At 33.1% G+C, this 24,850-nt stretch carries 20 protein-coding genes, 1 pseudogene and 1 riboswitch; all 21 genes and pseudogenes read left to right on the top strand.

From position 1 onward, the window contains the following. Positions 1-200 precede the first annotated feature (200 nt). The 21 genes and pseudogenes from B5D41_RS14325 to B5D41_RS01800 all read left to right on the top strand — a co-directional run bounded on the left by B5D41_RS14325 (position 201) and on the right by B5D41_RS01800 (position 24,782). A pseudogene (locus B5D41_RS14325) lies at positions 201-1,586 on the top strand (uracil-xanthine permease family protein). A gap of 431 nt (positions 1,587-2,017) precedes the next feature. After that, positions 2,018-3,736 carry a PucR family transcriptional regulator ligand-binding domain-containing protein gene (locus B5D41_RS01890; RefSeq protein WP_078808907.1) on the top strand — a complete coding sequence of 573 codons (1,719 nt, stop codon included), beginning with the start codon at positions 2,018-2,020 and terminating at the stop codon, positions 3,734-3,736. 480 nt (positions 3,737-4,216) lie between these two features. After that, entirely contained in the window at positions 4,217-5,176 is a 960-nt protein-coding gene (locus B5D41_RS01885; protein WP_078808906.1) for an oxamate carbamoyltransferase subunit AllH family protein, read from the top strand. Between the two features lie 34 nt (positions 5,177-5,210). Further along, entirely contained in the window at positions 5,211-6,767 is a 1,557-nt protein-coding gene (gene fdrA, locus B5D41_RS01880; RefSeq protein ID WP_078808905.1) for an acyl-CoA synthetase FdrA, read from the top strand. A 43-nt stretch (positions 6,768-6,810) separates the two neighbouring features. Continuing rightward, the gene (locus B5D41_RS14210; protein WP_200806396.1) at positions 6,811-6,987 is read left to right on the top strand and encodes a hypothetical protein; all 177 of its coding nucleotides are present in this window, start codon (positions 6,811-6,813) and stop codon (positions 6,985-6,987) included. A 69-nt stretch (positions 6,988-7,056) separates the two neighbouring features. Then, a complete protein-coding gene (locus B5D41_RS01875; RefSeq protein ID WP_200806395.1) occupies positions 7,057-8,307 on the top strand; it encodes a YlbE family protein in 1,251 nt (416 codons plus the stop codon). Positions 8,308-8,342: 35 nt separating this feature from the next. Further along, positions 8,343-9,518: a CaiB/BaiF CoA transferase family protein gene (locus B5D41_RS01870; protein ID WP_078808904.1), complete on the top strand. Its 1,176-nt coding sequence runs from the start codon at positions 8,343-8,345 to the stop codon at positions 9,516-9,518. 93 nt (positions 9,519-9,611) lie between these two features. Further along, a complete protein-coding gene (locus B5D41_RS01865; RefSeq protein WP_078808903.1) occupies positions 9,612-10,367 on the top strand; it encodes a cyclase family protein in 756 nt (251 codons plus the stop codon). A 181-nt stretch (positions 10,368-10,548) separates the two neighbouring features. Beyond that, entirely contained in the window at positions 10,549-11,517 is a 969-nt protein-coding gene (gene arcC, locus B5D41_RS01860) for a carbamate kinase (protein ID WP_078808902.1), read from the top strand. An 18-nt stretch (positions 11,518-11,535) separates the two neighbouring features. Further along, positions 11,536-12,438 carry a carbon-nitrogen hydrolase family protein gene (locus tag B5D41_RS01855; protein ID WP_078808901.1) on the top strand — a complete coding sequence of 301 codons (903 nt, stop codon included), beginning with the start codon at positions 11,536-11,538 and terminating at the stop codon, positions 12,436-12,438. 322 nt (positions 12,439-12,760) lie between these two features. Continuing rightward, a riboswitch (cyclic di-GMP riboswitch) is annotated at positions 12,761-12,848 on the top strand. Between the two features lie 101 nt (positions 12,849-12,949). Next, the gene (locus B5D41_RS01850; protein ID WP_078808900.1) at positions 12,950-14,902 is read left to right on the top strand and encodes a methyl-accepting chemotaxis protein; all 1,953 of its coding nucleotides are present in this window, start codon (positions 12,950-12,952) and stop codon (positions 14,900-14,902) included. A gap of 246 nt (positions 14,903-15,148) precedes the next feature. After that, positions 15,149-15,445, top strand: coding sequence for an Asp-tRNA(Asn)/Glu-tRNA(Gln) amidotransferase subunit GatC (gatC, locus tag B5D41_RS01845; protein WP_078808899.1), 297 nt, complete (start codon positions 15,149-15,151; stop codon positions 15,443-15,445). Between the two features lie 21 nt (positions 15,446-15,466). Further along, positions 15,467-16,927 (top strand): Asp-tRNA(Asn)/Glu-tRNA(Gln) amidotransferase subunit GatA, encoded by a 1,461-nt coding sequence (gene gatA, locus B5D41_RS01840; RefSeq protein ID WP_078808898.1) that lies wholly within the window; start codon positions 15,467-15,469, stop codon positions 16,925-16,927. A gap of 22 nt (positions 16,928-16,949) precedes the next feature. Further along, the gene (gatB, locus tag B5D41_RS01835) at positions 16,950-18,386 is read left to right on the top strand and encodes an Asp-tRNA(Asn)/Glu-tRNA(Gln) amidotransferase subunit GatB (protein ID WP_078808897.1); all 1,437 of its coding nucleotides are present in this window, start codon (positions 16,950-16,952) and stop codon (positions 18,384-18,386) included. A 381-nt stretch (positions 18,387-18,767) separates the two neighbouring features. After that, complete coding sequence (nifV, locus tag B5D41_RS01830; protein ID WP_078808896.1) at positions 18,768-19,922, top strand: homocitrate synthase; 1,155 nt, start codon at positions 18,768-18,770, stop codon at positions 19,920-19,922. Between the two features lie 39 nt (positions 19,923-19,961). Then, positions 19,962-20,957, top strand: coding sequence for an isocitrate dehydrogenase (NAD(+)) (locus B5D41_RS01825; RefSeq protein ID WP_200806394.1), 996 nt, complete (start codon positions 19,962-19,964; stop codon positions 20,955-20,957). A gap of 141 nt (positions 20,958-21,098) precedes the next feature. Then, complete coding sequence (locus B5D41_RS01820) at positions 21,099-21,899, top strand: amidohydrolase family protein (protein WP_078808895.1); 801 nt, start codon at positions 21,099-21,101, stop codon at positions 21,897-21,899. A gap of 39 nt (positions 21,900-21,938) precedes the next feature. Next, positions 21,939-22,739 (top strand): amidohydrolase family protein, encoded by an 801-nt coding sequence (locus tag B5D41_RS01815; protein WP_078808894.1) that lies wholly within the window; start codon positions 21,939-21,941, stop codon positions 22,737-22,739. Between the two features lie 15 nt (positions 22,740-22,754). Further along, positions 22,755-24,128 (top strand): 23S rRNA (uracil(1939)-C(5))-methyltransferase RlmD, encoded by a 1,374-nt coding sequence (rlmD, locus tag B5D41_RS01810; protein WP_078808893.1) that lies wholly within the window; start codon positions 22,755-22,757, stop codon positions 24,126-24,128. Between the two features lie 104 nt (positions 24,129-24,232). After that, on the top strand, positions 24,233-24,433 hold the full coding sequence (locus B5D41_RS01805) for a cold-shock protein (protein WP_078808892.1): 201 nt from the start codon (positions 24,233-24,235) through the stop codon (positions 24,431-24,433). A 124-nt stretch (positions 24,434-24,557) separates the two neighbouring features. Continuing rightward, the gene (locus B5D41_RS01800) at positions 24,558-24,782 is read left to right on the top strand and encodes a DUF2283 domain-containing protein (protein WP_078808891.1); all 225 of its coding nucleotides are present in this window, start codon (positions 24,558-24,560) and stop codon (positions 24,780-24,782) included. Positions 24,783-24,850: the final 68 nt, after the last annotated feature.

Genomic DNA, 24,850 nt, shown 5'->3' with positions numbered 1-24,850 from the left:
ACCCTAATCAATTGTTATGTAAAAGTTGTCGGAAAATTTTAAAAAATAAATTTTAGTAAATAAAGGGTTTAATAAATTTTGTAATTATAAAATTTATTTATAATGAAAGGAGGATTTGAAGCATAAAAGTTGCAAAAGAATAATCTGATTTAACTTTAAGGAAACATATTAACCAACAACCAAGAGGGGGTTATATTAAAATGGCAGTACAAGCAGATGAAAATACTAATAAAAAGGGAATTATTTATGGTTTAGATGATGTGCCAAAACCTTTTTCTAAAGCATTAGGATTAAGTCTTCAAACAATCTTAACAATGTTTGGAGCAACAGTAGCTGTACCATTATTATTAGGGCCTCAATTAGGTATGAATCCGGTGCAGATGGCTGTTTTAGTTAGTGCTTGTTTTATTGCAGCTGGTGTAGCAACTTTACTTCAAGTTAGTATTGGTACAGGTTTACCAATTATTCAAGGAACATCTTTCTCGTTTATTGCTCCATGTTTAGCGATAATTGCGTCAACTGATGCTGGTGGACCAGGGACTATGGCTTATATTTCTGGAGCTATTATGGCCGGGGCTGTAGTTGAGGCAATTATAGGTTATTCTGGTTTAATGGGACTCCTAAGAAAGTTCATTAGTCCAATAGTGATTGGACCGACTATTACGTTAATCGGTTTAGGATTATATGAAGCAGGAGCACCACAAGCTGGAGGAAACTGGGCAATTTCTATTATAGTGATTGTTACTGTATTATATTTCTCTTTAATGAGTAAGAACAAAAAACTTAGCTTATTCCCAATTTTAATTGCAGTAGTTATTGGGTATCTTGTAGCATTAGCGGGGTCTTTAACAGGGATTATAGAAGCAGGAGCACCTGGCTATGTAGACTTTGCTCCAGTGAGGAATGCACCATGGTTTAGAGATATTAAAACTTTAATTCTTCCGTGGGGAGTACCAAAGTTTAAGATATCTTATATCTTAGCGATGTTTGCTGCATATTTAGCATCAACAATTGAATCTTTTGGAGATTACTTCTCTATGGCTGATGTGTCAGGTGCACCAAAACCGACTACTAAGCAGATTAATAAAGGAATTGGTTCTGAAGGTATCGGTTGTTTTTTAGCTGGATTATTTGGTGGATTTGCTAATAGTAGTTATACTGAAAATATTGGTTGAGTAGGACTTACTAAAGTAGCAAGTAGATATGTAGCAATTGTAGCAGCTATCCTTTTAATTGGCTTAGGGTTATTTGCTAAGGTAGGTGCTTTAGTAGCTACCATTCCAAGTCCAGTAGTAGGTGGAGTTTATTGCGCATTATTTGGTTTAATTGCTGCAGTAGGTCTTAGTACTTTAATGAAAGCAGACATGAATTCTCAAAGAAACCAAATGATCGTTGGTTTTGCATTATTCATGGGCCTAAGTCTTCCAGTTTACTTTGGCAATAATCCATTAGAGCTTCCAAATGCTAAAGTAATAGCTGAAGTTGTTAATACTATTGGAAGCACTGGTATGGCAGTAACAGCAATTATAACTTTAGTTTTAGATAATGTTGTTCCTGGTACTGATGAAGAAAGAGGTCTTGCTTAATTCATAATTATAATGCCTTAAAGTAATAAAGATATATTCTATACATCCTCTTGCTTAATAATTTATTAAGTAAGGGGATGTTTTATCTTAAATATATATTTACAAATTATATGAAGCATGGTATAATTAATTGTGAAATGAATAACATACAAGAAAATAAAAGTTTTCTCTCCCTCTTTTTTAATAATACCTGCCTATATAGGCAGGTATTATTATTTTTTAAGCAGGAATTAATTTTAAAAATAAATTAATATATAATTATATTATTCTTTGTTTAAAATAAAAAAAGATATCTTTGTACAATTATTACAAAGGATTATTGATATTCATAGTAAAATATAATAAACTAAGGGTCAAGTAAAAAATTGTCGAAAAATTTAATCGAATTCAAAGATTAATTCTATTTTTAAGGATCAGAGGAGGGAATAGATATGCCAAAAGAGATAGGGATTACAGTTAGAGAAGCTTTAGAATTAAACCCATTAAAAGATGTTAAAGTAATAGCAGGTCAACAAGGTCTTGATAATACTATTAAGTATATTAATGTAATGGAAGTTCCAGATATTTTAGATTGGGTTAAAGAAGGCGAGTTTTTGATTACGACAACTTATTCAATGCGAGATGATTTTAAATTATTATCTACTCTTATTCCAAAATTGGATGATAGTAACTTAGCTGGTTTAGGAATTAAACCTGGGCGGTATATAGAAGAAATACCAGAAATGATGGTTAAACAAGCTGATGAATTAGGTTTTCCTTTATTGGAATTACCTTATGAAGTTTCGTTTTCAGAAATAATGGAGACTGTTTTAAGTGAAATTTTGAATGAACAGGCCAGTTTTTTAAAGATGTCCTTTGATATGCATAGTCATTTAATGGATGTAGTTTTGGATGGTGGAGGAATATCTGAGATAACAGGTACTTTATCCCAATTAATTAATAGTCCTGTTGCAATTGTTGATCCTAAATTTAAAATTTTATCTTTTTCACCATGTAAAGAAGAGAAAATGAATCTTTCTGATATTATACCTAAAGGTGATGAACTTGGCAGTAATTATTTAGATAAGGAATTAATCAAAAAAGATAAATTAGTAGGGCGTTTTAAAAGAACAGAAATTGAGATGAATGATAATGATTTATATCAGATGTCAATTCCTATTATGGGAGGACGTAAATTAAGAGGTCATATTTTTGTTTGGGAAGTAAATCAAAAATTAAAAAAAGTAGATTTAATGGCCATAGAGCGCTCTGCAACTGTAGCTGCTTTAGAAATGGTTAATCAACAAGCAATTTTTGAAGTTGAACGAAAATATCGTAATGAATTATTATATGATATCACTTCTGGTAAATTTGATTCACGGATAACAGTTATGGAACGAGCAAATTCAATCGGTTGGGATTTAAATAAGAATTATACAGTGATATTATTTGACTTAACAGCAAATCAAAGATCGATTAATAATTGTCAGAAAACTTTTCAGGAATTAAAGTCTACAGTTTTATCAGAGCTAAATTTATATTTAAAAAACAAGTATCCTGAAGTGATCTTAGGAGATAGAGGATCAAACATCATTCTATTATATCCTGTGGATATAGATGTAGATAAAACTGTAGAAGAGCAGCAGACAACTTTAGAAAAATTACAGGATCAAATTACAGAATTTGTGCAAGAGCTACTAAGGATAACGGATAGGTTAGTTAAACAAGAATTAATAGTAGGAGTAGGGAATTATTATGATGATATAAAGCGTTTACAAGATAGCTATGAAGAAGCTAAAAGTGTTCTTAAAGTAGTTAATGTTATTAAACGAGATAGTAATATTGTTTTCTTTGATGATTTAGGAATTTATAGATTATTATATAATCTTGAATCAGATGAGATTGACTCATTTATAAGTGATACTATTCGTTCATTAGTTGAATATGATCAAAAGAATAATACAGAATTTGTTGATACTTTAGAACAGTATTTTATTTGTAATGGTAATCTCAAGAAGATGGCTGACAATTTATTTTTACATTACAATAGTGTTTTATATAGAGTAGAGCGTATTCAAAAGATAATGGATGTGGATTTAGATGATAGAGAGCAAAGGCTTAATTTAGAGATAGGTTTAAAGTTAATGAATTTTAATAAAGAAGGAATTTAAATAAAATTTTAGCTGGTTAAGGAGATATAGTTATAATTGGATATAATATTGTTTATAGAGTTGTCTCTAGATGTTTTTAGGGACAGCTTTTTTATTTAGTAATTGTAGTTATTGAATTATAAATAAATTAAAAAAACCGCAATTTATAAAATATACATAATTACATAGAATATTTTTATAGTATCTTCACAAAGGCAAATGTCGAAAAATAGTAGAAATTAGATACTGAAGAAGATAATAAATAATTATATTATTATTATTTATATTTGATATTACATATAATAGTAGTTTACAAGAGTCTCATTGTGAAATATCAACAATATATTTGATTGATGATCATAATTTGTTTATAAAGGGAGTCAAGGTAGTAAGATAGAATATATTATATAGAGGCATCTGAAAAGTGTCGAAACTTTTCAGAGTATGTCATAGAATAGTATAAGCTATCGAATAAAAAATAATTTAGTAGGGAAGATTATAATGAGACTACAAAGCTTAAGGATTGGTTCAGATTTCAAAAGAAAATTAGTAACTCATCAAGCTTTGTTGGCGCAAGTAGAAAGTGTTTTTAAAAAAGTGGTTAATTTAGAGTTAGAAACTGGAGAATTAGTTTCTATATCTACTATTAATTCAAATGCACCAAATAATTTAGTATTAGAATCTTCTCAAATGCTTGACTTAACAAGTTTTGGAATTAAGCCTAGAGAAGAAGTGAAGTTGACTCCTAAAGTTATTAAATTTAAAAGGAAACGATTTCAAATAGAAGTAGATGGAAGTAAAACTTGGGATGGTAACTTAAAATTTGATTCTTTTATTGAAAATATATCTAAGTTCAAAGAAAATCTCCAATTCTTTATAGAGATTCTCTCTAGAGAAGGAGAGACTGCTGGCGTAGGTGAAATTGGCGCGTTATTACCACAGGTAATAGTACCAGAGGAAATGAATCAGCAGAAACTAAATAAATCATTGAATCCAGTTTCAAGAAAAGCCTTTCCTATAATAACCAATTTAATTCAAGCTACTTTGGATAACAATAAAGAACAGATAATTAAAAGTTCACAAGATTTAATAGGATTAGGTCCAGGACTAACTCCGGCTGGAGATGATTTCTTAGTTGGTTTTTATACTATGCTACAGATTATTGAAGCAAGGATAAATATAGATTATATTGATTTAGAATTAAAGAATAGATTGTTAGATGCAGCTGAAAGTAGGACAACATTAGTTAGTAAGTCAACTTTAAAATATATCCTTGAAGGAAAGGTTTCAGAAGTTATTTTGAGTTTAATTAATGCTTTATTTTTGGGTGGGGATGAAGAGGTTTTTTGTAGTACATTACAGCTTTTATCCCGAGGTAGTACATCTGGAACTGATATAGCAACAGGTATTTTAACTGGGGGATATATTTTATTAAATATGTTAGATGGTAATTACAAATAAATTATTCTTTTAACGAAGATAAGGAGGAAGTTAAATGGCTAAAAAAGTTGTAATTGATGAAAATAATTATTATGATTCTGTAACTTTGATGTCAATTTCTAAAGATATCAAGGGTATGGAAGGAATGACTGAGGCAGTAGTAGTAATGGCTACTCCTCATAACAAAGAATTATTAGAAAATGTAGGGCTTTTAACTGAAGAGGCTGATAATGCTTCACCAAAGGATATGGTGGTTGCTATTGAAGCTGATACAGATGAACTTGCAGAGGAAGCATTGAATTCTGTTACAGAAGCATTAGAAGCTAAAGCAAGTGCAGGTGGAGATGAAGATTATAGACCACGTACTTTAGATTCAGCTTTAGATGCTATGCCAGGTGCTAACTTAGCTATTGTCTCTGTACCAGGAGATTACGCTAAGAAAGAAGCAGAAAAGGCATTAAATAAAGGTTTACATGTAATGTTATTTAGTGACAATGTTCCAGTAGAAGAAGAGATTGAACTAAAAGAATTGGCAGCTGAAAAAGGATTACTACTTATGGGGCCTGATTGTGGTACTGCTGTTATTAATAATAAACCTTTAGCATTCTCTAATGTAGTTAGTGAAGGTAATATTGGTTTAGTAGCAGCTTCCGGAACAGGAGCTCAAGAAGTTAGTACAATAATCGATAAAAGTGGATTAGGAGTTTCTCAAGTAATTGGTACTGGAGGAAGAGACTTATCCACAGAAGTTGGCGGTAGAGAGATGCTAAAAGGATTAAAAGCATTAGCTGCTGACGATAGTACTGAAGTTATTGTATTAGTTTCTAAACCACCTGCTGATGAAGTTGTTAAAAAGATTTTAGCAGAGGTTGATGAAATTGATAAGCCAGTTGTAGTGAACTTCTTAGGTGGAAATGAAGATTTATTTGCTGATACTAAAGCTATTTATAGCAGTAATTTAGAGGAAGCTGCATTAAAAGCAGTAGCTTTAAGTGAAGGTGAAGAGTATGAAGCTAAAGAATTCACTATTCCAGAAGAAGAAGTAGCTAAGATTGTTGAAGAAGAGACTGCAAAATATAGTGATGCACAGAAATATTTAAGAGGACTTTATACAGGTGGAACATTATGTGATGAATCGATGTTAATCTTAGCAGATGAATTGGATGCACTTTATTCTAACATTCCTTTAAAGCCTGAATGGGTACTTGAAGATAATACTAAGAGTCAAGAAAATACTGCTCTTGACTTAGGAGAAGATGAGTTTACTCAAGGCAGACCTCATCCTATGATTGAACCATTTACTCGAGTAGAAAGAGTAGAAGTAGAGGCTGAAGATGAAGAAATGGCCATCTTATTAGCAGATGTTGTGTTAGGTTATGGTTCTCATGAGAATCCAGCTGGAGAATTAGCAGAAGCTATTAAAGAAGCTAAAGAAAAAGCTGAAGCTCGCGGTGGACACTTAACTACAATTGTATCTGTTTGTGGAACAGCAAATGACCCACAAGATTTAGAAGAACAGACGGCAAAGTTAGAAGAAGTTGGCGCTATTGTAATGCCTAGTAATGCACAGGCAGCTAGATTAGCAGCTAAAATTGTTCAGGAAATTAACTAAATTAACTATATATTCATTTCTCCTAAGAAAGGTGGTGAAGGTTGTGGAAGAGAAGATTTTAGAACTTTTTAACCAGAAATTAAAAGTTATTAATATTGGTTTAGATTCTTTCGCAGAAAGTTTAAAAGAAGAAGGTGTTGATGTAGTTCAGATGGATTGGGAACCTCCAGCAGGGGGAGATACTGAACTAGCTTCACTATTAGATTCATTAATGGATTAATTCTTTTTGAGACTAAATTTTTAAAATATAAATTTAAATTAAACTGTAAATTTCAAGGAGGTTATATTAATGAGTATTAGTATTAAAGAAGCAAATGCAAAAGCAGTTGAAAGAATGCAAAATGCAGAACCTGTATTAGTTGATATTAAGACAGCTGGGGATGTAATTCCAGAAATGACTAAAAAGACTATCCTTCACGCTGGACCACCGGTAGAATGGGAAAATATGTGTGGACCAATGAAAGGTGCTGTAATTGGAGCATTGATTTATGAAGGATTAGCTGAAGACGAAGATGAAGCAGTTGAATTAGCTGGTTCTGGTGAGATTACTTTTGATCCTTGCCACCACCACCAAGCTGTAGGACCGATGGCTGGAGTTACTTCTGCTTCTATGCCAGTATATGTTGTTGAAAATCAAGATCAAGGAAATAAAGCATTCTGTACAATTAACGAAGGTTTAGGTAAAGTATTAAGATATGGTGCCTATAGTGAAGAAGTAATTGAAAAGTTAAAGTGGATTGAAAATACTTTAGCTCCTGCACTTAAAGAAGCTTTAAGTTTAATGGAAGACGGAATTAACGTTAAAAATATGACTTCTCAAGCTATTCATATGGGTGATGAGTGTCACAACCGTAATAAAGCTGGTAGTGCATTATTCATTAGAGAGATCACTCCATATTTATTACAAACTGATATAGATAACGATACTATTAAAGATATGATTAACTTCATGGCAGATAATGAACACTTTTATTTAAATATTTCAATGCCAGCATGCAAGGCTACTATGGATGCAGCTCATGGTATTGAAGGAAGTACAATTATTACTGCTATGGCTAGAAATGGTGTTGAATTCGGAATTAGAATTAGTGGACTAGAAGAAGAATGGTTTACAGGAGAAGCTCAGGTAATTGATGGATTATTCTTCCCAGGTTATAGCACTGACGATGCTAACCCAGATATTGGAGACAGTACAATTTCTGAAACTGCTGCAATTGGTGGATTCGCTATGGCGGCTGCACCAGCAATCGTTGGTTTTGTAGGCGGCACACCTGAAGATGCAGTTAACTTCACTAAGTCTATGTATGAAATTAGTGTAGAGGAAAATGATACATTCACTATTCCAAGTATGGGCTTTAGAGGAACAGCTACAGGAATTGATGTTCGTAAGGTTGTAGAAACTGGAATCCTACCAACAATTAATACTGGAATTGCTCATAAGGATCCAGGAGTTGGACAGGTTGGTGCTGGTTTAGTAGATCCTCCGAAGAACTGTTTTGAAGATGCTTTAAGAGCTTTTGCTAAGAAATATAGAGGTTAATTTTAAATTAATATAATACTCGGGAGGTGTAAGTAATGAGTAAGCCATTAGAGGGAGTTAAGGTTTTAGATTTAACTCGAGTGCTAGCAGGACCATATTGTACAATGATGCTAGCAAACTTAGGAGCCGATGTAATTAAAGTTGAACGCCCAGGCGTTGGAGATGATGCTAGAAGTTTTGGGCCATTCTTTGAAGACGGTGAGGAGAGTGCTTACTTTGCTAGTTTAAATAGTGGTAAAAGAAGTATATCTTTGAATCTAAAAAATGAGAAAGATATAGAAATATTTAAACGGTTAGTAGAAAAGGTTGATGTTGTAACTGAGAACTTTCGACCTGGAACTATGGAGAAGCTAGGATTAGGATATGAAACTTTAAAAGAGATTAATCCCGAAATAATCTATGCTGCCACTTCAGGATTTGGTCATAGTGGTCCAGATTCTAAAAAAGCAGCATATGATATGATCGTTCAAGCTGCTAGTGGTGTAATGAGCATTACTGGAGAACCAGATGGATCACCGGTTAGAGTTGGAGTATCTGTTGGTGATATAGTAGCTGGAATGTTTACTGCTACAGGTATTGTATCTGCTTTACATCAGAGAAATACAACTGGTGAAGGTCAAAAAGTAGATGTAGCTATGTTAGATGGTCAGGTTGCTATTTTAGAAAATGCAATTGCTCGGTATATGGTGAGCGGTGAAGCACCAAAGCCATTAGGAGCACGTCATCCATCTATTACTCCTTTCCAGGCTTTCGAAGCTAAGGATGGTTGGTTTGTAATTGCAGCTGGGAATGATACTCTATGGGGCAAGTTATGTGAAGCAATTGGCCGTGAAGATTTAATAGATGATTCTCGCTTTAAGACTAATGCTGATAGATCAGATAACATCGAGGAATTAAATGAAGTCTTAGGTGAAGAGTTAGCTAAAAAGACTGTTGATGAATGGGTAGAGATAATTGATAATCATGGAGTACCGACTAGCCCTATTAATACTGTTGATAAGTTATTCGATTATCCACAAGTACAAGCTAGGAATATGTTACTTGACTTAGATGGGTATGAAGAAGACATGGCAGTAGCTGGTAATCCAATTAAGATGACTAATTTACCTGAAGAAGATTCTAAGCCACGGGCTCCTGAATTAGGAGAGCATAATGAAGAAGTTATTGATGAACTTTTAGATGGAGATAGACCAAAGATAGAAGTGGTTTAATTACTATGCGGATTAGATTAGGGGATAGATTTTAGGATCTTCCCCTAATAATCTATAAATAAAAACTAAAAAATTTAAAAGGGGCGATTTATAATGAAAATGTATGATTTAACTCAACCATTAAGTACTTCTACACCACCTTGGCCAACTTATGAACCATTTGAAATGAAGTATTTCAAAAGACTATCTACTGAAAGGGTAAATGGTCAAATTATTAGAACTAGTAACCATGTTGGTACTCACTTAGACGGAGAGCGCCATTTCTGGACTGCTGGTAGAGATATTGCTAGTATTCCTTTAGAAGATTTAGTTGGACCAGCAGCAGTAGTTGACGTTAGCGATGCTGTAGGAGAGTATGGAATTTATACTCCAGAAATGATCGAAGAAAGAGTAGAAGTTAAGACAGGTGATATTTTAATTATCCATACAGGATACCATCATTATGCATATAATAAGGAAGAAGCTGATGAAGAAGCTTATATGTGCAAGCATCCTGGACCTAACATGGAATTTGCTGAATGGTGTATGGAGAAAGAAATTAAGTGGGTTGGTGTTGATTGTGGTTCTGCAGATCACCCAATGAATACAGTTATTCGTAAGTTAAGACCAGACTTAGCTGAAGAGTGTGAAGAAAAGCTTGGTAAGCCGTTAACTGAAATTTTCCCTGATGAAGGTCGTCAGTTAATGCACACTAAATTATTCCCAGAAGGAATCATTCATGTTGAGAACATGGGTGGAGAAATTGATGAATTATTAAATCAAAGAACTACTATTGGATGTTTCCCTTGGAGAATGGTAGACGGTGAATCTAGTATTTCTCGTGTAGTTGCTTTTGACGGAATGGAGTAAGAATCAATTAAGATATTCTATAAATTAGAGTCCTATTAAAAAAGGCCAAGGTGGATTACATCTTTTAGTTCAGTCCTCCTTGGTCTCTTTTAAACTTAACTTTTGAATTAAATAATAGATTATATATTTTGGCTATTAATTTTGAGAATATTAAATCATAAATTGGAAAGGTGATTGAATAATGGAGAAGAGAGTGGCAGTAGCATTAGGAGGAAACGCAATTTTACAGGCTGGACAGGAAGGCACTGCTGATGAACAGTTAGCTAATGTTAAGAATGCTTGTGAACAGATAGCTAAGTTAATTGATAGTGGCTATGAGGTTGTAGTTAGTCATGGTAATGGTCCGCAAGTAGGTAGTCTTTTAATTCAGCATGAAGCTGGTAGTGATGAAGTACCACCTATGCCTTTAGAAATTTGTGGGGCACAGACTCAGGGACAAATTGGTTATATGGTACAACAATCTTTAGGAAATGTTTTTAGAGAATTAGATATTAATAAGAATGTGCTTACTACAGTAACTCAGGTAGTTGTTAATGAAGACGATGAGGCTTTTGCAAATCCTACTAAGCCAGTTGGTCCTTTTTATTCTGAAGAAGAAGCTAAAAAGGCTATGGAAGAAAAGGATGAAAACTGGATAGAAGATAGTGGACGAGGCTGGAGAAAAGTTGTTGCTTCCCCTGTACCACAAAAGATTGTAGAAACAGAATCTATCAAAGAATTAATTGCTAATGACAATGTTGTTGTAGCTTCTGGAGGTGGAGGAATTCCAGTAGTTGAAGATGAGAACGAACAACTATCTGGTGTTGAAGCAGTTATTGATAAAGACTTGGCTACTCGTAAATTAGCTGAAGAGGTAGATGCTGATATTTTGATGATTTTAACTGATGTACCAAATGTAGCAATTAATTTTGGTACTCCACAACAAGAGAATTTAGGTATACTAACTATCGCCGAGATGGAAGAATACCAAGCAGAAGGTCATTTTGGTACTGGTAGCATGGGACCTAAAGTACAAGCTGTAGTGGACTTTGTGAAGAATGGTGGAGAGAGAGCTATTATTACTTCTTTAGACCAAGCTTTAGAAGCTATTGAAGGTAAGACTGGAACACAAATCTGTGCTGATAAAGATGCTGTTAATCAGATAGCATAATTTAAGGAGTGAATAGATATGAAAAATTTTGTAGCAGCAGGTGTACAAATCGCTGTTAAACCTAATGATGTAGAAGCTAATTTAAATAAGGTTGTTAAATGGATAGATAAAGCTGTAGATGAATATGAAGCTGAATTGATCGTTTTTCCTGAGAGTATAACTACAGGATTTGATCCTGCTATGTCAGCTGATGAGTTATATGAATTAGTAAGTCCTATTCCAGGTAAAGTAACTGATCCAGTAGCAGAAGCTGCTAAAAAACATGGAGTTTATGTTGTTTTACCAACTTATGAATGTGGTGAAGAACCAGGTGTTGTTTATAATTCGTCAGCTCTAATTGGACCTGATGGCGAAGTAGTAGGAGTTTATCGTAAGACTCATCCTTTCCCTACAGAAAGATTAGCTGGAGGCGGCTGGGCTACTCCGGGTGGAGAGGCAAAAGTATATGATACTGAATTAGGTAAGATTGGAATGATCCTTTGTTATGATGGTGATTTCCCAGAATTAAGTAGATTGTTAGCTGTTAGAGGAGCAGAAGTAATTCTTAGACCATCAGCCTTATTAAGAAGCTTTGATATTTGGGAAATGACAAATAAAGCTAGAGCATATGACAATCATGTATATATGATTGGTGTAAATGCTGTCGGACCTGACGCTGGTAATAATTATAACTTTGGTCATAGTATGATTGTAAGTCCAATCGCACAGAAATTAGCTCAAGCCCGAGGCGTTGAAGAAATTATTGCTGTCGAATTAGATAATGATCCTATTAAGAATGTAAGTTTCGGTACTAAATCCCCTATGATCTTTGATCATTTAGAAGATAGAAACATTGGTATGTATGAAGAAATTTTAAAAGAGGCAAAAAGTCAGTTCGAACCGTCTAAACGAATCCCTTATAAGAAAACAGAAAATAAGTAAGTAGAAATAAATAACCATTGATTAATAATTTTAACCCCTTAAAATTAATTTAATAGATGATAAATTTAAAGAGGTAGCAACTCCCCCTTTTTTGTAGTTTCCCCTTGCAACTTTATTAATAAATTACAAAATGATTAATTGCTACCTCTTTTTATTATATATAATGGATTATAATTTAATCAAGATAATTTATGTTACCTTGACAGTATTTGAGACAACTGATATAATTAAGATTACAAGGCAAATTACTACAAAATTAGACTATATGTATAATAATACTACATATGAGTAGTAAATATAATTTACATAAATTAAAATATCCCTGGTAAAATAGCACGCTTATCGAAAGGTAAGGTCGCAAAGTCTTGAATCTACGGTATAATATATGCTATGATTGTCAGACTGCCGGAGGGGATGATAGGTTTATAAGTGGATTAACCCTATCCCTCTTTTATTAATTGAGGGTAGGGTTTTATTAATTTTATTTATCAAGTAAGGAGAGATAATAAGTATGAATTTAGTTGAGAAGTTACGTTCTAATTTAAGATTTAAATTAGTAGCTTTAATGATGGTGATTTTAGTCTTAGTAGTAACAACTATTTCTGGCTATCTTATTTATAAAAACCATACAGAAACGATGGCTAATTTTAGAAGGCAAGGTGAAGTATTAGCAGATATAATTAAGACTAGTAGTATGAATGCTGAAACTGCTTATAAACAAGCTGAAAATGTATTAGAACAAGATATGATAGCTGAAGCTAAATTATTAGCTAATTTAGTAGCAGCAGGTGATATTAATAATCAAGATCTAATTAAATTATCTAAAGAGACTGGGATTGATGAATTTTGGATTACTGATGGCAATGGAACAGTAACTTTAACTAATTTTACAGACGGATTAGGGTTTACTTTTCCAGATGATCCAGAGGCACAAGCTTATCCATTTAGAGCGATATTAGATAATCCAGATAAAGTGGTAGCTCAAAAAGCTATGGTTCGTGATGTAGATAATACTTTATTTAAGTTTGTTGGAGTCGGTAGATTAGATAAACCAGGTATAGTTCAAGTAGGGATGGATGCTAGTGTTTTAACTACTCTGAATGAGAAAATAGGTTTACAAAAGATTATAGACCAAGTCAGTAGCCAAGAAGCAATCTCTTACATAACAATTATAGATAAGAACTTACAAATAACGGAGAGTAGCAGTAATTATAAAAAATTCAAGGCAGAATTAAAGAATTATGTTAAAAAGAATCAAGGTATGCTAGGGCAAGTAATTAAAAATGGAGAATATAAGACTCAGTTATTGGAATTAAAGAATGATTACATTTATGAAATAATAGTTCCGTATAATGGAATGGCTTTAAGGATAGGTCTTGATTTCAATGAAACTGCAGCAGCTATGAATGAATCTAGAAATAGGGTGATTATGATTAGTATCATCTTATTATTGATTGCTGGTTTAATTATTAATTTCTTTGCTAAGAGAATTACAGGACCAATTCTAGATTTAGTAGAAGTTAGCCAGACAGTAGCAGCTGGAGACTTCTCACAGAAGATTGAAATTGACAGTGAAGATGAGATAGGTGAATTAGGTGAGTCTTATAATTATATGTTGAGTACTATTCGTCAAATCATCAAAGATATTTATGAAAATGCTGAACATTTAGAGACAGTCTTACAAGAAGCAACTGCGAGTGTGACGCAAGTTAATCAGAATACTAATCAATCTAGAGATTCAATAGGTGAGGTCAGTAAAGTCATTGGAGAGGTTTCTACTACTATTGAAGAATTATCTGATCGTTCCCATGATATATATTCAGCAGGAGAAAAAACATTTTCTGAAATTAAGAATACAGATCAAAAGATTGAATATGGTAATAGGATTTTAGATGATGCGATTGAATCCATGAAGAATTTAGAAAATAAAGTTGAACAGATTGGCGAAATTTCCAATACAATTATGGAGATTACTGAGCAGACGAATCTATTAGCTTTAAATGCTGCAATTGAGGCAGCACGGGCTGGAGAACAAGGTAGAGGTTTTGCAGTAGTGGCTGATGAAATTAGAGAGTTAGCTGAAAGGAGTGCGACCTCAACGCAAAAAATCCAAGATATAATTAATGGAGTAAAAGGTGCTACACATAATATGCGTGAAATTACTATAGGTACTGAAGAATCTGATGAGAATAGTATTGTTGATATTTTTGATTCAATCTCTGAAGCTTCAAACTTAATTACTGAAAATATGGATGATGTAATTGAAACAAGTGAAGACCAAGCCAGTAAGACAGAGGAAACAAGTGCTTCTACTGAAGAAATTTGGGCTTCTACTGAAGAGATAAATTCTAAGTTTGAAGAAGTAGCAGAATCAGTATCACATTTACAGGATATGTTAGAACAGATTGCTAAAGACAGTGAAGATTTAGTAGATAATATAGACGATAAAGTAACCAATATATAATAATATTACTTCTTTAAACTTATTATATGAAGATAAATTACTCAATAAGCCAATAATATATAATTAGATGGTCAATATATCTTGTGAGATTAGGGTATGTTGACCATTTTATTTGTAATTATTTCCTTTATAACTGTATATACTAACTTTATATTAACCATTATTAGAGATTGTTGCTTCAATTCCCAGGCTATGTTATAATGATAAAAGGTATCTAGATGTATATATGAAAGGGTGGTGAAGTTAATGAAGATTGACCAGGCTACAGTAGAGAAGGTAGCTATGTTAGCTAGGTTAGAATTATCAACAGAAGAAGAAGAAAAAATGACAGATCAATTAAATGATATTTTAGATTATGCGGACAAGCTAAATGAGTTGGATACTGAAGGTGTTGAACCAACAGCTCATGCTTTGCCGATTAAGAATGTTTTTAGAGAAGATGTTGTAGAAGAGTCATTAGATCGGGATATTGCTTTAGAGAATGCTCCAGAAAAGAAAGATGGGTCATTTAAAGTACCTAAGGTTATAGAAACTGGAGAGTAAATCGGTTAAGGAGGGACTGGAATGAAATTTTATGAATTAACTGCTCATGAATTGCATGAGAAGTTAAAAGCTGGTGAAGCAAGCGCACAAGAGGTAGTAGAAGCTATTTATGAACGAATTGAAGAAATAGAAGATGATGTACAAGCTTATATGACTTTAACTAAAGAAGTAGCATTGGACAAAGCTAAAAAGGTAGATGAAATGCTTGCTAATGGTGAAGAAATAAGTCCTTTAGCAGGAATACCAGTAGCTATTAAAGATAATATGTGTACTGAAGGAATAAAGACTACTTGTTCTTCAAATATCTTACATAACTTTAAGCCGCCTTATAATGCAACAGTAGTTGAAAAATTAGATAATGCTGATACTATTATGATTGGCAAGACGAATTTAGATGAATTTGCTATGGGTTCTTCTACTGAGAACTCTGGTTTCTTTACTACTAAGAATCCTTGGGATTTAGAGAGAGTACCAGGAGGTTCTAGTGGAGGGTCAGCAGCAGCGGTTGCTGCCGGAGAAGCCCTTATCTCTTTAGGGTCTGATACTGGTGGTTCAATTAGACAGCCAGCTGCGTTATGTGGTGTAGTAGGAATGAAACCTACTTATGGATTTGTGTCTAGATATGGATTAGTAGCTTTTGCTTCTTCATTAGACCAAATTGGACCATTTTCTAAAGATGTGACGGATTGTGCTTTAGCTTTAAATTATATTTGTGGTCATGGCCCACATGATTCCACTTCGGTTGATAGAGAAGTACCGGACTTTACTGAAGCTTTAGTCGATGATGTATCTGAAATGAAGATTGGAATTCCTAAAGAATACTTTGGTGAGGGAATAGATGCTGAGGTGAAGGAAGCAGTAGAAGCAGCTATTGAAAAATTAGAGGAATTAGGAGCTACTTGTGAGGAAGTTTCTTTACCACATACAGAGTATGCTTTGCCGACTTATTATTTAATAGCACCAGCAGAGGCTAGTTCAAATTTAGCTCGTTATGACGGAGTTAGATATGGTTATCGCTCTGAAAATGCTGATGGATTAATTGATATGTTTAAGAAGACTCGTAGTGAAGGGTTTGGAGATGAGGTTAAGCGTAGAATTATGCTAGGAACTTATGCTCTAAGTTCTGGATATTATGATGCTTATTATCTTAAGGCACAGAAGGTTAGAACATTAATTAAGGATGATTTTGAAAAAGTATTCGAAGATTATGATGTTATAATTTCACCAACTTCTCCATCAACAGCATTTAAGATTGGAGAGAAGAGTGATGATCCATTACAGATGTATATGTCTGATTTATGTACAATCCCAGCAAATCTAGCTGGAATTCCAGGTATTTCAATTCCTTGTGGATTTGATAGTGAAGGTTTACCTATTGGACTACAATTCTTAGGTAATCATTTTGCTGAAGAAAAATTAATTCAAGTAGCTTATGCTTTTGAACAGAATACAGATTTTCACCGACAGCGGCCAGAACTGTAATTTAATTGTGGAGGTGTAGAGAATGCTAGAAGATTATGATATTACTATTGGGTTAGAGGTACATGCCCAATTAGATACAGATACTAAGATTTTCTGTAGTTGTAGTAATGAATTTGGGGCAGAACCTAATGTGCACACTTGCCCAGTCTGTTTAGGTTTGCCAGGAGTATTACCAGTTTTAAATAAGAAAGCTGTAGATTATGCAGTTAAAGCAGGCTTAGCTTTAAACTGTGATATTGCTACTTTTAGTAAATTTGATCGTAAAAATTATTTTTATCCTGATTTACCAAAGGCATACCAGGTTTCCCAATTTGATTTACCTTTATGTACAGATGGATATATAGATGTAGAGACTGAGAATAATGAGGAAGCAGTCAGAATTAGCATTAATCGCATTCATATGGAAGAAGATGCTGGAAAGTTAGTACATTCAGATTCAGGAGATAGTTTAGTTGATTATAATAGAGTAGGGACTCCTTTAATTGAGATTGTAACAGAACCAGATATTCATTCACCTGCTCAAGCTATTGCTTACCTTAAGAAATTAAAAAGTATTTTGGAATATTTAGAGGTCTCTAATTGTAATATGGCCGAAGGTTCTTTAAGGTGTGATGCGAATGCTTCTATCAAACCAAAAGGTGCTAAAGAGTTAGGAACTAAGACAGAATTAAAGAATATGAACTCTTTTAAGGCTATAGAAAAAGGTCTAAAGTATGAGATTAAGCGGCAAGAGAAGGTTTTAGATTCTGGAGAAGAAGTAGTCCAAGAGACTAGAATGTGGGATGCTAATCAGGAGAGGACATTCTCAATGAGAGGTAAAGAGGAAGCTCATGATTATCGTTACTTTCCGGAACCAGATTTAGTTCCGATGGAAGTGGATAAAGCTTGGTTAGAAGATATTGCTGAGACTATTCCAGAATTACCAGCAGTTCGTAGAAAGAGATTTGTAGCAGAATTTGGGCTACCAGAATATGATGCTGAAGTTTTAATTGATTCTAAATCGGTTGCTGATTTCTTTGAAGCTACAGTAGAAAAGCATGATGATCCAAAGAGTGTTAGTAATTGGATTATGGGAGACTTAATGCGTTTATTAAATGAAGAAGACATAGAAATAGATGAAGCTAAAGTAGATCCAGATGGTTTAGCAAATATGTTAAAGCTATTAGATGACGATACTATATCAAGTAAAATAGCTAAAACTGTATTTGAAGAAATGTTCAATACAGGTAAAGCTCCTGATACTATTGTGGAAGAAAAAGGATTAAAGCAGATTAGTAATGAAGATGAATTAGGAAATATTGTTGATAAAGTAATAGAGGAAAATCCTGATGCAGTAGCTGATTATCAAGGTGGAAAAGATCAAGCTATCGGTTATTTAGTAGGTCAGATTATGAAAGAGACTAGAGGTAAAGCTGATCCTCAATTAACAAATGAAATGTTAAGAGAAAAATTAAATTAATTCTATTTTAGCCCTCTTAATTATAACGATTAAGAGGGTTATTTTGTATTTATATAAAAATCTTAATATTTATAATTTAGGATAAAAAATCATGATACAAATAATACTTTTATTATTTGTAAGTTGGGAGATGGTCTTAGGAAAGGTAATAAGGGTTGACAAAAAGCCAGTTAGATTGTATAATATAGCTATAGGATGTATTAAGTATGGGTATTGATGGGGGTAGAAAATTAAAGAGTACAGAGCTAAAATAAATTAGTTATATAATTTGTTTTAAATTGACTCTAAAGATTATACTTTAGAGTCTTTCTTTATACCATCTTTGTAATATTATACACTTTAATGTATAGTAATTAAGAAGAAGAGAAGAGGAGTGATTAGATGGAAGGAATAAAAATAGTTGATACTACTTTACGTGATGGAGAACAGACTGCAGGTGTTGTATTTGCAAATCGAGAAAAAATTAGGATTGCTAAATTGTTAGATCAAATTGGTGTAGATCAGATTGAGGCTGGAATTCCTGTAATGGGTGGAGATGAAAAAGAATCCATTAAAACAATAGTCAATGCTGAACTAGATGCTAGTATTATGGCGTGGAATCGGGCAGTAGTTTCTGATGTTAAGGCTTCTTTAGATTGTGGAGCAGACGCAGTAGCTATTTCAATTTCTACTTCAGATATTCATATTGAGCATAAGTTAAAGCAGGATAAAGACTGGGTGCTTTCTAATATGGTAAAAGCAGTAGAATTTGCTAAAAAGAATAACCTATATGTATCAGTTAATGCTGAGGATGCTTCACGGAGTGATAGAGAGTTCTTAATTAAGTTTGCCAAAGAGGCTAAAGAAGCAGGAGCAGATAGATTAAGATATTGTGACACTGTAGGAATTATGGAACCATTCGATATTCACGACCGAGTTAAATATATCATTGATGAAGTAGGTATAGACATAGAGATGCATACTCATAATGACTTCGGTTTAGCAGCAGCTAATGGTTTAGCTGGAGTTAGAGCAGGAGCAAATTACCTTGGAGTTACAGTTAATGGTTTAGGTGAAAGGGCCGGAAACGCTGCTTTAGAAGAAGTAGTTATGGCTTTAAAATACTTATATGATGTAAAGATGGAGTTTACTACTGAAGACTTTAGACAACTTTCTGAATATGTTGCTCGAGCATCTGCTCGGGACTTGCCAGCATGGAAGGCAATCGTGGGTACTAATATGTTTGCTCATGAATCTGGAATTCATGCTGATGGAGTATTAAAGAATGCATCTACTTATGAAGTATTTACTCCGGAAGAGGTAGGTTTAGAAAGACAAATTATTATCGGTAAACACTCTGGGAAGAAGGCTATCGTTAATAAATTTAGAGAGTATGGTATTAAATTAACGGATAAAGAAGCAGAAGAGGTTTTATCACGAGTCAGAGAGTCTGCTGTGCAGTATAAGAGGGCTTTATTTGATAAAGAATTGATATATATTTATGAAGATTATAAAGAAGAAGTAGGAGAAGAGTGGAAGCAAGAAAAGACTTCCTAATTTTCATACAACCTATTGATAAGTCGAGGAGGAATTATAATGCATACTGTAACATTGATTCCAGGGGATGGAATCGGACCTGAAGTTTCAAAAGCAGTACAAGAAATTATAAAAGCTGCTGGAGTAGAGATTAAGTGGGAAGAAATAAATGCTGGAGAAGGAGTAATGGATGAATATGGAACTCCATTACCTGATGAGGTTTTAGATACTATTCGTAAGAATAAGGTAGCATTAAAAGGCCCAATTACTACTCCCGTCGGAAGTGGTTTTAGAAGTGTTAATGTGGCTATTAGAAAAAAGTTAGATTTATATACTAATTTGCGTCCAGCTAAAGCTTTTGAAGGAGCGCCTACTAAGTTTAAAGATATTGATTTAGTAGTTTTTAGAGAAAATACAGAAGGATTATATGCTGGTATTGAGCATATGGTTGGAGATGATGCAGCAGAAAGTATTAAAGTAGTTACTAGAAAGGCTTCAAAGCGGATTGTTAAGGCTGCTTTTGAATATGCTAAAAAACATAATCGCGAGAAAGTAACTGCTGTGCATAAAGCCAATATTATGAAGTTAAGTGATGGTCTTTTCTTAGAAGTTGCTAGAGAAGTAGCTGAAGACTATCCAGAAGTAGAATTTGATGACCGTATTGTGGATAATATGTGTATGCAGTTAGTACAATATCCAGAGAAGTATGATGTATTAGTGCTTCCTAACCTATATGGAGATGTAGTCTCAGACCTCTGTGCTGGACTGATCGGTGGTTTAGGACTAACTCCTGGAGCTAATCTCGGTGATGAGATAGCTGTCTTTGAGGCGGTGCATGGTAGTGCTCCAGATATAGCAGGGGAGAATAAAGCTAATCCGGTTGCTCTATTATTATCTGGGGTTTTGATGTTACGTCATTTAGAAGAAACTGAGGCTGCTGATAATGTTGAAAAAGCTGTAGCTGAAGTTTTAGCTGAAGGTGAAATATTAACTGGAGATTTAGGTGGTCAAGCTAGTACAACTGAAATCACAGAAGCAATAATAGACAAACTCTAAATATACTACAAATATAAATTAATTGTAACATAATATGAAAATTATGCTAGCACTATCTAATAATTATTAGATAGTGCTAGCTTTAATTTGTGGGTTAGTATTTTATAGATCTATTTGAGATTGAGAAGGGAGAAATTAATTATGCAAATAATTGATTTTCATGCTCATGCTTTTCCTAAAAAAGTAGCAGCGAAGGCAATAGAGCAGCTAGAAACACATTATAATCTAAATATAAATAATACTGGAACTTTAGATAACCTTTTAGTAAGAGCAGAACAGGCTAATGTATATAGAATGATTTTACATGCTTCTGCAACTAATGCTAATCAGGTAGAGTCAGTTAATAATTGGGTTGCAAACGTAAGCTCTTCAAAGATAATAAAATTTGGGACAATACATCCAGAATATCCCGAAATAAGAAGGGAATTAGACAGATTAAAAGAATTAAAGATAAGAGGGATAAAGCTTCATCCAGATTTTCAAAAATTTGATTTAACAGATAAGAAGATGTATGACTTATATGAGATAATTGGAGATGAATTTTTGGTCCTTTTTCATGTAGGCGATGATGTTTACCCTACTGAAGATAATTATAGTACTCCTAAAAAGATGGCTCAGGTTATAAAAGATTTTCCAGAATTAGAAGTAATAGCAGGCCATTTAGGTGGATATAGGATGTGGGATGAAGCAGAAAAACATATTATTGGTAAAGATATTTATTTAGACACTTCTAGTGTCTTTCAATATATTTCATTAGAAAGAGGTAGTGAGCTAATAGAAGCTCATGGTGTAGAAAAGATTTTATTTGGTTCAGATTATCCTATGAAAGCACCAAGAGAAGAAATAAATAATATTTTAAATTTAGATTTAAGTTTAGAGGATAAGTGGAGAATTTTAACTAAGAATGGGCTTAAATTATTATCAGAATTAAAAATGTTATGATTTAATAATATAAAGTTAACTAGGAGAGGAGTCGAGGAGATGAAAGTAATAGATTTTCACACTCATGCTTTTCCAGAAGAAATTGCTGATAAAGCTATAGAACAGTTAGAAAATCATTATAAATTAGAGATAAGTAATACAGCAACTTTAGATAGTTTAGTAAAAAAAGTTGAAGAAGCAAATTTATATAAAGCAGTCTTACATACAGCAGCGATTGTGCCAGCACAGGTAAAAACAGTAAATAATTGGTTACTACAGATCGATAATGATAATTTAATTAAGTTTGGAACGATTCATCCTAGGTTTATAGGCTATAAGTCAGAATTAGCTCGGCTTAAAGAAACAGGAATTAAAGGTATCAAGTTACATCCTGATTTTCAACAGTTTGATATTCTGTCGGAAGAGGCATATGATATTTATGAAGCTATTGGAAGTGATTTTTTAGTCCTATTCCATGTTGGTGATGATGTGGATGATCCAGATGGTGATTATAGTACACCTAAAAAGATTGCTCAGGTTATAAAAGATTTTCCTGATTTAAGGGTGATTGCTGCTCATTTAGGTGGTTATCAAATGTGGAATGAGGTTAAAAAATATCTATTTGGAAAAGATATTTATATTGACACTTCTAGTGCTTTAGACTTCTTATCTTCAAGTGAAGCAACAGAAATAATTAAAGGACATGGTATAGATAAGGTTTTATTTGGATCAGACTTTCCAATTAAATCCCCTTTACAAGAGATGAGACAGTTATCAAAGTTAGATTTAAGTTTAATGGAACGGGTAAAAATTTTAGGTAAGAATGCTCTAGATTTATTTGAAGAATTAGGAATAGAATAAAGGAGAGGGTAGGTAGTGTCCAAATCTAAACCAGTTAAAATAGGCGAACAAGTAATAATTGAACTAGAAAATTTAGCTTATGGTGGTGATGTAGTAGGTAGAAAAGATGGTTTTGCTATTTTTATTTCAGAAGGGGTTCCTGGAGAGAAGGTTAAGATAGAAATTACAAAAGTTAAGAAAAATTATGCACGAGCAAAGATTATTGAAATTATTGAGCCAGCTGATGAGAGAATAACGGGAAAATGTGAAGTTAGTAGTGCTTGTGGTGGTTGTCAACTACAACATATTAATTATCCAGCTCAATTAGAATATAAGCAAGAGATAGTTAGGGATGCCGTAGAAAGGATTGGGCACTTACAGGAGGTGCAGATTAAACCAGTAATAGGGATGGAGAATCCTTATTTTTATCGAAATAAGGCCCAGTTTCCTTTAGGGTTAAAAGATGAAGAGGTGATAACTGGCTTTTATGCTGCAGGTAGTCATCAGATTATTGATATGAGTGAATGTTTGATTCAACATCAGTTGATAAATAGAATAATTAAGAAGAGTATTGAATTAATTGAGGATTATGAGATTACTATTTATAATGAAAAGACTAATAAAGGATTATTAAGACATTTAGTTGTAAGAGTAGGAGTCTGTACTAATCAAGCTATGTTGGTATTTGTAACAAATGGAGACAGATTACCTTATGAGCAGGAGATAAGTCAGAAGTTAATGTCTGAGATTTCTGAATTAATTAGTATTCAACAAAATATTAATCAACAAAAGACTAATGTTATTTTAGGAGATAAGACTTGTTTATTAGCAGGAAAAAATAAAATAATAGATTACATAGGTAATATTAGATATAAGATATCTGCTGAGTCTTTCTTTCAAGTTAATACTTTACAGGCTAAAAGACTTTATGACCAAGTATTAAAGTATGCAGATTTAACTGAAGAAGAAAGGGTAGTTGATGCTTATTGTGGAATAGGTTCGATTTCACTATATTTAGCTCAAGATGCTAAGGAAGTATATGGCATTGAAGTTGTTAGTCAAGCTATTAAAGATGCTAAAGAGAATGCTAAATTAAATCAAATAGATAATTGTAATTTTGAAGTAGGTAAAGTAAGAGAAGTTTTACCTAAATTGAGAGCAGAAGGTTTAGCTCCAGAAGTAGTAGTGGTTGATCCCCCGCGAAAAGGATGTCATCAAGAGGTTTTAGAGGCATTTTTAGAATTAGCTCCTGAAAAGATTATCTATGTTTCGTGTAATCCAAGTAGTTTAGCTAGAGATTTAAAGTTTTTAACTGCTGATGATTATAAAGTAGAAGTAATCCAGCCGGTTGATATGTTTCCCCAGACCTATCATATTGAATCGGTAGCCAAAATAGTTAAAAATTCTTAAGTTATGCATGTATAACTATATTTTATAATGTGTACACTAAGATTGCATTATATAAAATATAAAGATGCCCAGTAAGGGTAAAGAATTAGGAGGAATTAAGTTTTATGAAAACAGGAACAGTTAAGTGGTTTAGTAATGAAAAAGGGTATGGATTTATTGAAGTACCAGATGAAGATGATGTTTTTGTACATTATTCAGCTATTGAAGCTGATGGATTTAAGTCTTTAGAAGAAGGACAACAAGTAGAGTTTGATGTAGTAGATGGGGATCGAGGACTACAAGCAACTAATGTAAGTATAATATAATATTATACTTAAAGTAGTTATTAATGAAAAATTAAATATTAGGTAATATAAAGGTCTGGGAAGATATTCCTAGACCTTTTTTAAGTTTTAAATAATATTTTTTTATTTAGGAGGCAACTTAATAATGATGGAAATAGAATTTAAAGTAAAAGTTACTTATGATCAAGAAGCTGATTTAGGGTATATTTATTTAGCAGAAATTTGTGAAGGAGAAGTGGAGTATTCAATTAAAGTTGAAGATAAAGTTCTAGATTTTGATGGAGAAGGACGCTTATTAGGGATTGAATTCTTAGATGGTAAGGCAGGTTTGCCTAAGTCACTTATCTCTAAGTTAGAGGGAGAGAAGTAAAAAAGTTTTTCGACATGGATACTTAAATCTTGACAAATAGATTTAAGTATTATAATATATAAATATAT

It is taken from the genome of Selenihalanaerobacter shriftii (assembly GCF_900167185.1).
Taxonomy (GTDB): domain Bacteria; phylum Bacillota; class Halanaerobiia; order Halobacteroidales; family Acetohalobiaceae; genus Selenihalanaerobacter; species Selenihalanaerobacter shriftii.
This window is presented reverse-complemented; position numbering and strand designations above follow the sequence as displayed.

Excerpts from the sequence above, each read along its gene's own strand:
- arcC (WP_078808902.1), top strand. The coding sequence starts at position 10,549 with ATGGAGAAGAGAGTGGCAGTAGCATTAGGAGGAAACGCAATTTTACAG.
- gatC (WP_078808899.1), top strand. The coding sequence starts at position 15,149 with ATGAAGATTGACCAGGCTACAGTAGAGAAGGTAGCTATGTTAGCTAGG.
- gatB (WP_078808897.1), top strand. The coding sequence starts at position 16,950 with ATGCTAGAAGATTATGATATTACTATTGGGTTAGAGGTACATGCCCAA.
- B5D41_RS01855 (WP_078808901.1), top strand. The coding sequence starts at position 11,536 with ATGAAAAATTTTGTAGCAGCAGGTGTACAAATCGCTGTTAAACCTAAT.
- B5D41_RS01870 (WP_078808904.1), top strand. The coding sequence starts at position 8,343 with ATGAGTAAGCCATTAGAGGGAGTTAAGGTTTTAGATTTAACTCGAGTG.
- B5D41_RS01825 (WP_200806394.1), top strand. The coding sequence starts at position 19,962 with ATGCATACTGTAACATTGATTCCAGGGGATGGAATCGGACCTGAAGTT.
- B5D41_RS01875 (WP_200806395.1), top strand. The coding sequence starts at position 7,057 with ATGAGTATTAGTATTAAAGAAGCAAATGCAAAAGCAGTTGAAAGAATG.
- B5D41_RS01865 (WP_078808903.1), top strand. The coding sequence starts at position 9,612 with ATGAAAATGTATGATTTAACTCAACCATTAAGTACTTCTACACCACCT.
- fdrA (WP_078808905.1), top strand. The coding sequence starts at position 5,211 with ATGGCTAAAAAAGTTGTAATTGATGAAAATAATTATTATGATTCTGTA.
- gatA (WP_078808898.1), top strand. The coding sequence starts at position 15,467 with ATGAAATTTTATGAATTAACTGCTCATGAATTGCATGAGAAGTTAAAA.
- B5D41_RS01850 (WP_078808900.1), top strand. The coding sequence starts at position 12,950 with ATGAATTTAGTTGAGAAGTTACGTTCTAATTTAAGATTTAAATTAGTA.
- B5D41_RS01885 (WP_078808906.1), top strand. The coding sequence starts at position 4,217 with ATGAGACTACAAAGCTTAAGGATTGGTTCAGATTTCAAAAGAAAATTA.
- B5D41_RS01805 (WP_078808892.1), top strand. The coding sequence starts at position 24,233 with ATGAAAACAGGAACAGTTAAGTGGTTTAGTAATGAAAAAGGGTATGGA.
- B5D41_RS01890 (WP_078808907.1), top strand. The coding sequence starts at position 2,018 with ATGCCAAAAGAGATAGGGATTACAGTTAGAGAAGCTTTAGAATTAAAC.
- B5D41_RS01815 (WP_078808894.1), top strand. The coding sequence starts at position 21,939 with ATGAAAGTAATAGATTTTCACACTCATGCTTTTCCAGAAGAAATTGCT.
- nifV (WP_078808896.1), top strand. The coding sequence starts at position 18,768 with ATGGAAGGAATAAAAATAGTTGATACTACTTTACGTGATGGAGAACAG.
- B5D41_RS01800 (WP_078808891.1), top strand. The coding sequence starts at position 24,558 with ATGATGGAAATAGAATTTAAAGTAAAAGTTACTTATGATCAAGAAGCT.
- B5D41_RS01820 (WP_078808895.1), top strand. The coding sequence starts at position 21,099 with ATGCAAATAATTGATTTTCATGCTCATGCTTTTCCTAAAAAAGTAGCA.